Source organism: Streptomyces sp. NPDC039465 (assembly GCF_055639315.1).
Genome location: NZ_JBVKAP010000003.1, coordinates 784,609 through 796,876, shown reverse-complemented (window position 1 = coordinate 796,876; position 12,268 = coordinate 784,609). Strand labels below are relative to the sequence as shown.

Sequence of the window (12,268 nt, the reverse complement as noted above, 5' to 3'; positions counted from 1 at the left end):
TGGGGTCTGGGAGGCTCTGCGAGCACGAGCACGAGCACGAGCGGAGCACGAGTCCGAGCGGAGCACGAGCACGGGTCCGCCCGGGCGCACCCGCCCTTCCCCGCCCTGAAGGAGAGTGACCGTGATGCCCAGCTCCATCGCCCTTGTCCGCCGCCCCGGCCCGCGTATCGCGGAGGGGCTGGTCACGCATATCGAGCGTTCCCCCGTCGATCCGGAGCGTGCGCTCGCGCAATGGGAGGCGTACACGGTCACATTGCGCGAGCACGGGTGGCAGACGGTGGAGGCCGAGCCGGCAGACGACTGTCCGGACGCGGTCTTCGTCGAGGACGCGGTGGTGATGTTCCGGAATGTGGCGCTGATCGCCCGGCCCGGCGCTCTCTCCCGCCGTCCGGAGACGGATGCGGTCGAGGCGGCGGTGGTGGGCCTGGGTGCTTCGGTGAACCGGGTCCGGGAGCCGGGGACCCTGGACGGCGGCGACGTTCTCAAGATCGGCGAGACGGTGTACGTGGGTCAGGGCGGTCGGACGAACGGGGAGGGTGTACGGCAGCTGCGGGCCGCGTTCGAGCCGCTGGGGGCGCGGGTGGTGGCGGTGCCGGTGAGCCGGGTGCTGCATCTGAAGTCGGCGGTGACGGCGCTGCCCGACGGCACGGTGGTGGGCCATGAGCCGCTGGTGGACCGGCCGTCGCTGTTCCCGCGCTTCCTGCCGGTCCCGGAGGAGGCGGGGGCGCACGTGGTCCTCCTGGGTGGTGGGAAGCTGCTGATGGCGGCGAGTGCCCCGCGGTCGGCGGAGTTGTTCGCGGGTCTGGGGTACGAGCCTGTCCTGGTCGACATCGGGGAGTTCGAGAAGCTCGAAGGGTGCGTGACATGTCTCTCCGTACGCCTGCGTGAGCTGCACGCATAACGGAACGTAACCGGACATCGTTCAGGACGGGGTTGGCCGACCCCTTACGGTCCCCTTAACCTACGGTCTCGTAACCTACGACCCCGTAGGTAAATTTGCATGCCCTCCCGTCCCCAGGAGTACCCGTGACGCTCACCTCTCCCCATCTCGGCAGTTCGGAAGCGTGGACCGACGCCCGGCTGCTGTACGCGCTGGAAGAGGTCGTCGAGAAAGAACTCAACCGCCATCTCAAGATCTACAAGGACTGGATGCCGCACGAGTACGTGCCGTGGTCCGACGGCCGGAACTTCCCCGGTTTCTTCGAGGACGGCGAGGCCTGGGAGCTGGGCCAGTCCAAGGTCACCGACATCGGCCGGATCGCGCTGGTGGTCAACCTGCTCACCGAGGACAATCTCCCCAGCTACCACCACGAGATCGCCACTCTCTTCGGCCGCGACGGCGCCTGGGGCACCTGGGTGCACCGCTGGACGGCGGAGGAGGGCAAGCACGGCATCGTGATGCGTGACTACCTGCTCACGTCGCGTGCGGTGGATCCGGACAAGCTGGAGCAGTTCCGGATGGCGCACATGAGCGAGGGTTTCGAGTCGGACAACCGGCACTCGATGCTGCACTCGATCGCGTACGTCGCCTTCCAGGAGCTGGCGACCCGTATCTCGCACCGCAACACCGGCCATCACTCCGGTGACCCGGTCTGCGACCGGATGCTGGGGCGGATCGCGCTCGACGAGAACCTGCACATGATCTTCTACCGCAATCTGCTGGGCGCGGCGTTCGAGCTGGCCCCGGACCTGACGATGCAGGCGGTACGGGATGTGGTGGTGGGCTTCCGTATGCCGGGTCACGGTATGCCGGGGTTCGAGCGGGCGGCCGCGCAGATGGCGATCGGCGAGATCTACAACATGCGTATCCACCACGACGACGTGCTGCAGCCGGTGCTGCGGTTCCTGAAGGTGCTGGAGATCGAGGGGCTGGGCCCGGACGGTCTGAAGGCGCAGGAGGAGCTGGGGCTGTACATGGGCGGCCTGGACGCGGAGGCGCGGAAGTTCGACGAGCGGCTGGCGGCGCGCAAGGCGCGTATGGAGGCGCGGGGCCGCTGACGGCGGAGCGGTCGCGCTGCCGGTGGCCGGTTGCGGAGCGGGGGCGTCAGCCCCCGGCGCCCGCGCCACCCGGGAGAGTTACGGCATTTCTCCGCTTTGGCGATGATCTGCAAGGGTGGTCCGCCATGGATCGTGATCTCCAGGTGGACACCGAACAGTTAGGCCGATTCTCCCGTGCGCTCGGGGAATCCTTGAGGTCGCTCGGCGCGGCGAGACGGGCGCTGGAGCACGCCCGGGCGGACCAGCTGGGCACGCGGCGGCTCGACGAGGCCTGCGACGGCTTCCAGAAGCGCTGGAAGTACGGCGCCGAGCAGCTGGGCGTACGGATCAAGGCGGTCCACGAGGGCGTGCACCTCAGCCATGAGGGCTACGTCCAGCTGAACCGCTCCCTGGAGGCGGCGTTCCGGGCGGTGGCGCCCCGTGGCTGACGCCGCCTACCCGCATCTGGGCTGGGACCCGGCCCCCGGCAGCCCCACGGAGATCGCCGCGCTCCGGGCGAAACTGTCGGCGTCGGCGACGTCCCTGGGCACGGCGTACCGCCTGGTCGCCGAGCTCCTCGGCGAGAGCTCGTACTGGCGCGGCGAGGCGGCGGACGCCTTCCGCGCGGCCCTCGACGGCGACCTCCCCCGCTACCTGAAGAACGCCCACCGCTCCCTGTCCAAGGCGGCCTCCCGCCTGGGCACCTGGCACGACGACCTGATCGGCTACCAGGCGACGGCACGCCGCTACGAGACCCGCGCGGCCCTCGAGTCGGCGGCCCTGCGCAAGGCCGAATCGGCGGCGACGACGGCCCGCACGACCCCGGACCTGCCGGCCGCCGACCTGGCGGCGGCGACGGACGCGGTGACGAGGGCGAGGACGGCGCTGGCGAACGTCCGCCGGCTGGCCCGCGAGCTGGAGGAGACGCACCGTGCGGAGGCGGAGCGGGTGGCGAAGTCCCTGGACGAGGCGACGGACCGGCTGGCGCCGGTGGAGCCGGGCTGGTTCGACAGGGCCGCCGACTGGCTGGACGAGAACCTCGGCGACACCCTGAGCCTGCTGGCTGCGGTTGCGGGGCTGGTTGCGGCCCTGGCGTCCGGTCCCCTGCTGATCCCGGCACTGTTCATCGCCGCCGGTCTCAGCCTCGCGGCTTTTGTGACGCACGCACAGGATCCGAAGATCCTTTCCGCCCTCAAGGGGGGCGTGGTCGAGGGCCGGTTCGACGGCAAGTTCTGGGGTGCGGCTGTCACGCTCGCCGGTGACGCCGTGGGATCGCTGCCTGGCGTGGGCGCGGTGGCTCAGGGAGCCAAGGGTGTGGCGGCGGCCGCCCGCGCGGGCGCTGCTGCCGAGGACGGCGTTTCCCTGGGTGTACGGAGTGGCGTGAGAACGTTCGCCACCGATTCCACGTCCGCGATGCGGAACATCAACGATGCTCCCAAGCCTCTGGCGGAGTGGGTGGTTCGCCGGACCGGGCCGCGTGCCGAGCGACCCACGCTCGCCGTCATCGCGGGCGCCGGCGTCGCCGCGTCCGGTACCGGCGTGCTCGCCCCCGACGACGAGCAGGCACGGAACACGGCTACCGCCGTCGACGGGGCCCGGCTCGCCGGCTCCGAAGGACCCAATCTCGGTAGCGCCGCCCGCGCATGGGCCCAGACGACCCGCTAGGGAGAACACCGTGGACGACTTCTGGTTCCGGCTTCCGCCGGGCTTCGCCGACCTCGACCTCGGCGGTCTGGAGCAGTTGAAGGTGAGCGACCCCCAGGCGCCCGGAGTGGGCGAGGCGCGGGCGCTTCTGCACCTGATCGACCGCCTCGGGGCTCAGGGGGTCATGCATGCCGCCTTCGGTGCCCACGAGGGCGACGACGGGGGCGTGTGCGTATCGCTTCTGTGCCTCTCGGAGGTGGACACCGGTTCGCCCACGGCGACGGTGGCGGCCGCGCAGTGCGCCCTCACGATGGTGAACGGGTGCTTCGGTACGGTCCTGAGCCGTGACCTCGTCGGCCTTGCCTGCGGCCGACCGGCCGCGCTGGCCACGTACCACCTGCCGCCACCCTCCGAGGAGCTTCTCCGCAGCGCCGGGCTGCCCGTCGTCGCTGGGGCGACCTTCCAGGCCCGCCTCGCCGTGGCCCGGCCGCACGGCCCTCGTGTGATCGTCATCGATCTGACCACGACCGCGCTGAGTCTTGCCGACGCGTACACCGACATCCTGCTCGGGATCGGGCAGACGGTCAGTTTCGTTGATCCGGACGCGCCGTCCGACGAACCACGGCGTTCAAGCCGCCTCCTGGAGGTGCTGCTGTGACGACAGCCGCGCCCCATCCACCGCTGGTGAAAACAGCGTTCGAACATCCGCCGACCGCGGCGGCCTTCCGCCGCCACGTCAGACGGCGCAGGGTCGGCTTCTACGGCAGCATCGCGGTCACGCTGTTCATGGTCTTCGGCCTGCCCGCCTTAGTGGATGCGGATACGGCCGTCCGCTGGGCCGTGCCCACCGTCCTTGGCGAGCCGCTGGTCGCCCTCCTGCCCGGCGCCGCTCTCGTCTCCTCCTCCCGCGCCGCCCGCGTCCTGCGCCACTACCCCTGGCGCGCCTACCCCTGCACCCACGTCCCCGTCCAGGAACACCGCGACCATCTCGTCGTACTCGACCTCGGCGGAGGCGAGCAGGTCGCCGTTCATCCCGTCCCTCTCCGCTGCGACCTGGAGCGGAAGAAGAACCGGCACCCCGGCGTCATCTGGTTCGCGGGGGACGTGCACAGCGGTGGGGTCGCCTCGCCCGTTGGGGGGCACTATCCGATGCGGGTCGTGCGGGCGGCGTCGCTCGGGCGCGGCGGAGGGCAGGATGGGACGCTGCCGCCCGCCACCCCCCTCGCCGAGCGCGCCGGCCTCGCCAAGGGCGGGCGGTATCGGCGGCTCAGTCTCTGAGAGGGCAGCGCCGCAGTCAGGCCGCGGCGGCCCTCACGCCTCGTTGTCGCGTCGCAGACGGTACCGCTCCTTCTCCGAGAGGCCGCCCCACACCCCGAAGCGCTCGTCGTGCGCCAGGGCGTATTCGAGGCACGCCACCCGGCCCTCGCACGCCCCGCACAACTGCTTGGCCTCGCGTGTGGACGCGCCGGGCGCGGGGAAGAAGAATTCGGGTCCCGCCTGTGCGCACAGCGCGTCCTCCTGCCAGGACAGGTCGGGGTCGATGATCGTCATGGTGTCGGTCTGCATGACGGACACGCTGCCCGGTGGTCATAAACGGCCTGTCAACGAACCATCAACGTCACGTACGAAAAGCCACCGCCGCCCCCCCGGCCCGGGTCGGGCCCGGCCGGGCGCGCTACTGCGTGGGGCTGCTCTTCATGATGGCGAATCGCGCCCCGAAGGGGTCCGCGAGCTTCGCGATCCGGCCCACGCCCTCCAGGTCGACCGGTGCCATCCGTACCGAGCCGCCGAGCTGTTCGGCCTTCGCCACCGTCGCGTCGACGTCGGCGACGTGGAAGTACGGGGCCCAGTACGGGCCTTCGGCGGCCTCGGCCGGGTCGAGGTCGACGGGGACGATCCCGCCGAACATGGCGTCCGCGCCCTGCCCCGAGGGGTTGATCATCAGGTAGTTGCCGGCGTCGCCCGGCATGGGCAGGCTCGTGGTCTCCCAGCCGAACACGGAGCGGTAGAAGGTGAGCGCGGAGTCCGTGTCCGGGGCGTACAGCTCCAGCCAGAACAGCGCACCGTCCTCGTTGACGACGTCGAGGCCCTTGTTGGTACCGGGCTGCCAGGCGGCGAAGCCGACCCCGTCCGGGTCGGTGAAGACGGCCATACGGCCCATGTCGAAGACGTCCATCGGTTCGACGGCGACCGATCCGCCACCCGCCTGGACCGCCTTCGCGGTCGCCTCGGCGTCCGGGGTCTGGAAGTACACCGTCCAGGCGGGCGGGCCCTGCTCCGGAGACACGGTCATGGCGCCCGCGACGGTCCGGTTCTCGCTCTGGAACATGCCGTAGCCGCCGGCCTCCGGGCCGGCCGACTGAAACGTCCAGTCGAAAATCCCCTCGTAGAAGCTCTGCGCCGCCTGCAGGTCGGGCGTGGCGAGGTCGAGCCAGTTCGGGGAGCCGGTGACGTAGCGGGTGGTGAGCATGGCTGCTCCTTCGTGAGTCTCCTGCGCCGGGGTGCACGCCGGTGCGCGGGGCGCGCGGGCTGCGCGGCCTGCCGTAAGGGGCGGCCGGGGGGTGGCCCCTGGCGTGCTTTCCCGAGTCTGCACCGGCCCTTCCCGGTCCGCACGCGGGCGTACTGCGCCCGGTACAGCCGTCCCCGCACGAGTCCACGCGAGTCCACGCGAGTCCACGCGAGGATGTCCGCACGATCGTGCGGACAGTAGTCTGGGGTGATGGGTACGAAGACGGACGGACGCGTCGAGCGCGGCAACCAGACCCGGCGCCTGATCCTCGCGCACACGATGGACATCGCATCGGTCGAGGGCCTGGAGGGGCTGTCGCTCGGGCGGATCGCCACCGAGCTCAAGCTCAGCAAGAGCGGAGTCTTCGCCCTCTTCGGCTCCAAGGAGGAGCTTCAGCTCGCGACGGTCCGCGCCGCGATCGCCGTCTTCGCCGAGCACGTCGTCACACCACTGCGGGACCTCCCGCCAGGGTCCGCCCGGGCCTGGGCGCTGGCCCGGAACTGGCTGACGTACTCCGCCGACCGGATCTTCGAGGGCGGCTGCTTCTTCTACGCCGTCTCGGCCGAGTTCGACGCCCGCACCGGGCCCGTGCACGACGCGATCGCCCGGGCCCGGCAGGACTGGGTGGAGTACGTGGAGCAGACGTTGCGGGAGGACCGCGCGGGCGGATGCTTCACCGACGACGTCGACGTACCGCAGCTCGCCTTCGAGATCATCGCGCTGATGGAGGCCGCGAACGCGCAGTCGGTGCTGCACGCGGACAGCTCCGCGTACGAACGTGCCGAACGCGGTATCCGGCGGCGGCTGCTGGCGGATGCGACGGATCGCGGGCGCGGCGAGATCGAGGGCCTCCCGGCCTGAGCCGCCGCCTCCTGCCACCTCCTGGCACCTCCTGCCATCTCCACAAGGAGCCGGGGGTCATGCGACAAACGGAGGATTGCTGCGATCCGGTGGTGCGCGAGCGGGGCGGGAACCGGCCGTACCCGTCGGCGCCTCTCCCCTGGCATCAACTCCCCTTGGAGGTCCTCATGATGTACAGCGGCACGACCACCGGATTCGCCGACACCCTGCACACGGACGCGCTGGACGACTTCCTGCTGCCCGCTCCGGACGCCCGGACCCGACTGCCGTACGTGCTGGCCCCCGCCGACCAGCGGAGGGTCGACCTCCACGCGGCGCTGACCGCCGCCGGCATCCCGCCCGGCCTGGGGGACGCCACGGCGATCGACGCGCTGTCGGATCTGGACACGACGACCGTGACCGCGGTCATCCGCTGGATCAACTGCGGGGTACGACTGGGGAGCGGCCGGACCGAGTGGTGACGCGCCGGCCGACGGCCTCGGTGTCGTCGTCCGCGGCCGTGACGAACTCCACCGTCTCGGCGACCACCGCGGGATCGGCCAGGATCCTGCGGTGGCCGAGCCCCTGGGTGCGGACCAGCCGTACGCGCCCCGTGTGCGCGGCTTCGATCAGCTGGGACTGGGCCGCCGGGACCATGTCGTCGCTTTCGTCGTGGAACAGCAGGACGGGTGCGGCGAGTTCGTCGGGACGGTAGGCCGCACTGAAGCGGTCCCACATTCCGGGCTCGCCCGGGAAGAGCACATTCTCGATCCGGCCCTTCAGCGCGCGGCGTATCGGCTCGCGCAGTCCGAGCTCGGCGCAGAACGAGTCGAGGACGAAGTCGAACTCGCCGACTCCGCCGATCCCGACGAACCTGCGGGTGGTCGGACCGTCCTGGAGAGCGAACAGCGACGCGAGCACCCCGAAGGAGTGCGCGACGACCGCCTCGAATCCGGCGGCGGCATGGCGGTCGTACAACTGCCGGATGATCTCGCGGAATTCGACGATCGTGGTGGTCGCGCCGTCGGATTCTCCGTGCGCCGGAGCGTCGAAGGCGACGGGGCTGTAGCCCCGTTCACGCAGGGCCGCGACGAAGGCCGAGAGGCGCGAGGCGCGGGACTGCCAGCCATGCACCAGGAGTACGGGGCGCGCTCCGTCACCCCAGGCGTACGTGACGACGTCCTTGCCGTTGACCGTGAGCAGGCTGGTGCGGGCCTCGCCGAGCAGGCCACGTTCGTCGGGCCGGAGCCGGGCGCGGCCCGGCGGGCGGGTGAAGACCGCGAAGGTGGCGCGGCCGGCGAGGCCGGGGGCGACGAGGGAGGTCGCGTTGAGGGCGGTGCGCAGGAGTGAAGCCTTGGCAGACATGCCGGTCTCCTCGGTCGTCCGATGCGTACAGTCATAAAAGTAGCACGATCGTTCGTGTTGTTTTGAGGAGCTGTTTCGCCACCGGAGTCCCGGGTCACCGGCCACCAGTCACCAGTCACCAGTCACCAGTCACCAGTCACCAGTCACCGGTGACACTGCACGCACCGAATGGCCGGCGCCCGGCCCCGGGCGGCGGCGTCGTCGGCGATCGCCCACCGCGGCTCAGTGCGCGTGCGCCCCACCAGGCGGCTTCCCCGGGGCCGGGGCCGACCGCTCGGCGGCCGGATGGTGCGGCTCGTACCCGGGGATCGTGCCGTCCGGCTTCGCGACCAGGAAGAGGCCCGCCATCCCCATGTCGGAGTGACTCTGCACATGGCAGTGGTACATCCAGGCTCCCGCCCCCACGTGCTCGCCCGCGATGACCTGGAAGCCGAAGGAGTCCGCCGGGCCCGTGATCTTGTTGTCGATGAGGCGACTGGGGTCGTCGGGGCCGGTGAGCAGGCCGGTGCGGTTGTCGGCCCAACGGTGACCGTGCATGTGGAAGGTGTGGTAGTACTCGCCGTGCGTGATCATCACGATCTCGACGCGCTCCCCCACCGTCGCCCGGAGTTCGGGGCTCTGGTGGCCGGGCCGGTTGTTGATGGTCATGTCGTTGAAGACGATGGTGAACTGCCTGTCGGGCAGGATGTCGCCCTTGCGGCGGACCACCAGCGGGCCGTAGAGCCCCTTGCGTATGCCGCCGGTTCCGTGGTCCGTGCCCACGACATGGTCGTGGTAGTGCCAGTAGCCGGCGCTGCCCGGCCGCCAGGTGCCGTCCTTGCGCCGGCCGGGGGTGTGGGTGCGCCAGGTGTACGTACGGGTGCCGCCCGGCTCCACGTGGCTGCGGTTCATGCGGGTGCCGTCGCTGGCCACGTCGAAGTCGACTCCGTGGACGTGCAGGCTGGCCGGCACGTCGAGGGTGTTCTCGAACTCGATGTGGAGGGTGTCGTCTTCGATGAGCTCGATCATCGGGCCGGGGATGGAGGCCTTGCCCTTCTCCAGGCCGTAGCCGAGCTGACCGTCCGCCAGTTTTTCGGCGTACAACTTCATATGGCGCACGCGTCCCCCGGCGGGTGCGGTGGGCGGCGGGGCCTCCGCCGACGCGGCGTCCGGGGCGGCAGCGAGTGACAACGATGTCACGCTGGCGGCCGCGGCGGCGCTCCCGGCCAGCAGGCGTCGGTTGAAGCTCCGTCGGTCCATGCCGAACTCCCATGTGGCGATCGGGGATTGACGGGGTGTGCGGAACCCCCGGGGACGGCCACACGGTAGCCGTGGGTGCAGGGTTTATCCACACCCAGGACAAAGTTCGCTCAATCGCTGCCTCATCTCTTGGCGTCCTACCGAAAGAGGTCTAGCTTCGTCGTCGTTTGTTGCTGTGACCTGAGAGGGGTCGGTGAACACATGCACCGTGCACCACATCATCGGTCAAGATCCCGGCGGAGTGCGGCGGCGGCCGTGGCCGCCGGAGCGCTGGCGGCCTCACTGCTGGGCGGCAACGCCGCCACGGCCGCGGACCCGGAACGGCCGCCGACAACGTTGTCGTTACCGTCGCCGCCAGGCGGCGCCAACGTACGCGTGCTCGTCTTCCACGCCTCGGCCACCGCCGAGTCACCGACCGTGGACGCCGGGATCGCGGCGATCGAGGCGATCGGCCAGTCCGGGCCCGCGGCGCAGCGTTTCCGTACCGAAGCCACCGACGACCCCGCCGTGTTCACCAACGCCACCAAGCTGGGCCGCTACAACGCCGTGGTCTTTCTGACCGGCGGCGGCGATGTGCTCGATCCCGCACAGGAAGCGGGTCTCGAGGCCTATATGGAGGCCGGCGGCGGTTTCCTCGGCATCCATGACGCGGCGCGCACCGAACCGTACTCCGACTGGTTCACCGGGCTCGTCGGCGCGCGCCCCGCGAACGGTCCGGTGACCGTACAACGTGCCACCGTAGAGGTGGGCGACCGGGTCCACCCGGCCACCAAGCAGCTCCCGCTGACGTGGAAGCGGCCCGACAAGTGGCTCAACTGGCAGGTGAATCCGTCCGGTTCGGTCCACACGGTGGCCCGGGTCAGGGAGAGCACCTACCAGCCGGGGGTGGGCGCCAACGGCTGGGACCACCCCGTCTCCTGGTGCCGTGACTACGACGGCGGCCGGTCCTTCTACACCGGTATGGGCGGCACGGTCGACTCCTTCGCCGAGACCGACTTCCGGGACCATCTGCGCGGGGCCCTGCACTGGACGACCCGGATCGCCCGCGCCGACTGCAAGGCGACGATCACCTCCCACTACACGGCGGAGCGGGTCACCCAGCCCAATCAGCCGGGCAAGAACGACCAGATCGGCGAGCCGCACGGGCTGGTCGCCGCGCCGGACGGCCGGATCCTCTACATCGGCCGTGGTGGCGCCGATTCCTCCCAGCCGGTCGTCACCGACTGGAACAACCCCGACATCGGCAAGGGCAAGGGCGAGATCCATGTCTACGACCCGAGGACGAAGAAGGTGACGCTCGCGGGGGCGCTGACCGTCTTCGGCAACAAGGGCGGCGGCGACGAGCTGATCAAGAACGAGGAGGGGCTGCTCGGCATCGAGCTCGACCCGGACTTCCTCTCCAACGGCTGGGTGTATCTGCACTACACACCGCACTCACGTATCAACCGTGATACGCGTATGGCCGAGCGTCACGTGTCACGTTTCACCCTTGACCTCGCGACCAACACCCTTGATCTGGCCGGCGAGAAGGTGCTGCTGAAGTGGCCGGTGCAGATCCACAGCTGCTGCCACGCCGGCGGGGGCATGGCCTGGGACTCCCGGCAGAATCTGTACATCGCCACCGGTGACAACAACTCCTCGGGCTTCAGCGCCGGTTACTCCGGGAACAACCCGGAGCCCGACTTCAAGGGCGTGTCGTTCGCCGACGCCCGCCGCACCGCGGGCAACACCAACAACCTCAACGGCAAGATCCTGCGGATCCACCCCGAGGACGACGGCACGTACACGCTCCCCGAGGGGAATCTGTTCACCGGCCGCGAGCCGGACGAGGGCGGCGGCAAGACCCGTGGCGAGATCTATGTGATGGGGGTACGCAACCCCGCCCGGATCTTCGTCGACAAGGCGACCGACATCCTCTACGCGGGCTGGGTCGGCCCGGACGCCGGCGCCCCCTCGACCACCTGGGGTCCGGCCAAGTACGACACCTTCGCCGCGATCACCAAGGCGGGCAACCACGGCTGGCCGTACTGCATGGGCAACAACCAGCCCTACCGGGACCGTAATCTTCCCGACCCGTCCGTGCCGCTCGGCTGGTACGACTGCGCCCGGCCGAAGAACGAGTCCCCGAACAACGACGGCCTGGTGCACCTGCCGCCCGTCACCCCGAACACCATCTGGTACGCGCCCCAGGGCGGCGGCCCCGACTTCCCCCGGGACGCGAACGGCGTTCCCAGCTACAAGACGGAGGAGCAGAAGCTGCTGCTGCCGTGGCTCAAGGGCGGCGGGCAGGCGACGATGAACGGGCCGGTGTACCGCTACGACGCGGCGCGTACGAGTGCGGTGAAGTGGCCGGCGTACTGGGACGGGAAGTGGTTCGTCGGTGACTTCTACGACGGCGACCAGCCGCGCCACGCCGTGCTGACCGACCCGAGGACCGTCGGCAAGGGCGGGCTTCCGGTGCACGCGGAGTCGCTGAAGAAGATCGTCCCGGTCGGGGCGAACGGCATCCGGAACCTGATGGACTGGAAGTTCGCTCCGGACGGGTCGCTGTACGTCCTGGACTACGGCCGCGGCTTCTTCACCTCCGACTCGCGCTCCGCGCTGTGGCGGGTCACCTACCAGGGCGGCGAGGCGACCCCGGCCGCCGCTCAGCTCGCGCGAAAGGCGGCGCCGTGACGGCTGTGACATTTCACC

The 12,268-nt window shown here is 70.4% G+C and carries 13 protein-coding genes; 9 read left to right on the top strand and 4 right to left on the bottom strand.

Translation table 11 applies throughout. The features are described 5' to 3' along the window. Positions 1-124: 124 nt before the first annotated feature. The 6 genes from ddaH to ACZ7LT_RS14000 all read left to right on the top strand — a co-directional run bounded on the left by ddaH (position 125) and on the right by ACZ7LT_RS14000 (position 4,899). Positions 125-901, top strand: coding sequence for a dimethylargininase (ddaH, locus tag ACZ7LT_RS14025; protein WP_471236252.1), 777 nt, complete (start codon positions 125-127; stop codon positions 899-901). Positions 902-1,026: 125 nt separating this feature from the next. After that, positions 1,027-1,998, top strand: a complete 972-nt coding sequence (locus ACZ7LT_RS14020; RefSeq protein ID WP_471236251.1) for an acyl-ACP desaturase — start codon at positions 1,027-1,029, stop codon at positions 1,996-1,998. A gap of 125 nt (positions 1,999-2,123) precedes the next feature. Next, positions 2,124-2,426, top strand: coding sequence for a hypothetical protein (locus ACZ7LT_RS14015; RefSeq protein WP_471236250.1), 303 nt, complete (start codon positions 2,124-2,126; stop codon positions 2,424-2,426). Further along, positions 2,419-3,642, top strand: coding sequence for a hypothetical protein (locus ACZ7LT_RS14010; protein ID WP_471236249.1), 1,224 nt, complete (start codon positions 2,419-2,421; stop codon positions 3,640-3,642). Before ACZ7LT_RS14015 ends, ACZ7LT_RS14010 begins: the two co-directional genes overlap by 8 nt. 10 nt (positions 3,643-3,652) lie before the next feature. Beyond that, on the top strand, positions 3,653-4,279 hold the full coding sequence (locus ACZ7LT_RS14005; protein ID WP_471236247.1) for a hypothetical protein: 627 nt from the start codon (positions 3,653-3,655) through the stop codon (positions 4,277-4,279). Positions 4,280-4,305: 26 nt separating this feature from the next. Continuing rightward, positions 4,306-4,899: a hypothetical protein gene (locus ACZ7LT_RS14000; RefSeq protein WP_471236246.1), complete on the top strand. Its 594-nt coding sequence runs from the start codon at positions 4,306-4,308 to the stop codon at positions 4,897-4,899. 33 nt (positions 4,900-4,932) lie between these two features. Here ACZ7LT_RS14000 and ACZ7LT_RS13995 read toward each other — a convergent pair whose 3' ends face one another. Together ACZ7LT_RS13995 and ACZ7LT_RS13990 are read right to left on the bottom strand one after the other, a co-directional pair. Then, positions 4,933-5,187, bottom strand: coding sequence for a WhiB family transcriptional regulator (locus tag ACZ7LT_RS13995; protein ID WP_471236244.1), 255 nt, complete (start codon positions 5,185-5,187; stop codon positions 4,933-4,935). Positions 5,188-5,296: 109 nt separating this feature from the next. Next, positions 5,297-6,091 (bottom strand): VOC family protein, encoded by a 795-nt coding sequence (locus ACZ7LT_RS13990; RefSeq protein ID WP_471236243.1) that lies wholly within the window; start codon positions 6,089-6,091, stop codon positions 5,297-5,299. A gap of 246 nt (positions 6,092-6,337) precedes the next feature. On the opposite strand from ACZ7LT_RS13990, the gene ACZ7LT_RS13985 reads away from it, so the two are divergent. After that, on the top strand, positions 6,338-6,991 hold the full coding sequence (locus ACZ7LT_RS13985) for a TetR/AcrR family transcriptional regulator (protein ID WP_471236242.1): 654 nt from the start codon (positions 6,338-6,340) through the stop codon (positions 6,989-6,991). A gap of 59 nt (positions 6,992-7,050) precedes the next feature. Then, a complete protein-coding gene (locus ACZ7LT_RS13980; RefSeq protein WP_471236241.1) occupies positions 7,051-7,452 on the top strand; it encodes a hypothetical protein in 402 nt (133 codons plus the stop codon). Here ACZ7LT_RS13980 and ACZ7LT_RS13975 read toward each other — a convergent pair. Further along, positions 7,409-8,335 carry an alpha/beta fold hydrolase gene (locus ACZ7LT_RS13975; RefSeq protein ID WP_471236240.1) on the bottom strand — a complete coding sequence of 309 codons (927 nt, stop codon included), beginning with the start codon at positions 8,333-8,335 and terminating at the stop codon, positions 7,409-7,411. The two genes, ACZ7LT_RS13980 and ACZ7LT_RS13975, sit on opposite strands and share 44 nt — an antisense overlap. Before the next feature lie 222 nt (positions 8,336-8,557). After that, positions 8,558-9,574, bottom strand: coding sequence for a multicopper oxidase domain-containing protein (locus ACZ7LT_RS13970; protein ID WP_471236239.1), 1,017 nt, complete (start codon positions 9,572-9,574; stop codon positions 8,558-8,560). Between the two features lie 255 nt (positions 9,575-9,829). Between ACZ7LT_RS13970 and ACZ7LT_RS13965 the strand changes: the two genes are divergently transcribed. Next, positions 9,830-12,250, top strand: coding sequence for a ThuA domain-containing protein (locus ACZ7LT_RS13965; protein WP_471236238.1), 2,421 nt, complete (start codon positions 9,830-9,832; stop codon positions 12,248-12,250). The last annotated feature ends 18 nt before the right edge of the window (positions 12,251-12,268 follow it).

What these genes read in the sequence shown, in the direction of transcription:
- ddaH (WP_471236252.1), top strand. Translation starts at nt 125, where the DNA reads ATGCCCAGCTCCATCGCCCTTGTCCGCCGCCCCGGCCCGCGTATCGCG.
- ACZ7LT_RS14015 (WP_471236250.1), top strand. Translation starts at nt 2,124, where the DNA reads ATGGATCGTGATCTCCAGGTGGACACCGAACAGTTAGGCCGATTCTCC.
- ACZ7LT_RS13995 (WP_471236244.1), bottom strand. Translation starts at nt 5,187, where the DNA reads ATGCAGACCGACACCATGACGATCATCGACCCCGACCTGTCCTGGCAG.
- ACZ7LT_RS13990 (WP_471236243.1), bottom strand. Translation starts at nt 6,091, where the DNA reads ATGCTCACCACCCGCTACGTCACCGGCTCCCCGAACTGGCTCGACCTC.
- ACZ7LT_RS13980 (WP_471236241.1), top strand. Translation starts at nt 7,051, where the DNA reads ATGCGACAAACGGAGGATTGCTGCGATCCGGTGGTGCGCGAGCGGGGC.
- ACZ7LT_RS13975 (WP_471236240.1), bottom strand. Translation starts at nt 8,335, where the DNA reads ATGTCTGCCAAGGCTTCACTCCTGCGCACCGCCCTCAACGCGACCTCC.
- ACZ7LT_RS13970 (WP_471236239.1), bottom strand. Translation starts at nt 9,574, where the DNA reads ATGGACCGACGGAGCTTCAACCGACGCCTGCTGGCCGGGAGCGCCGCC.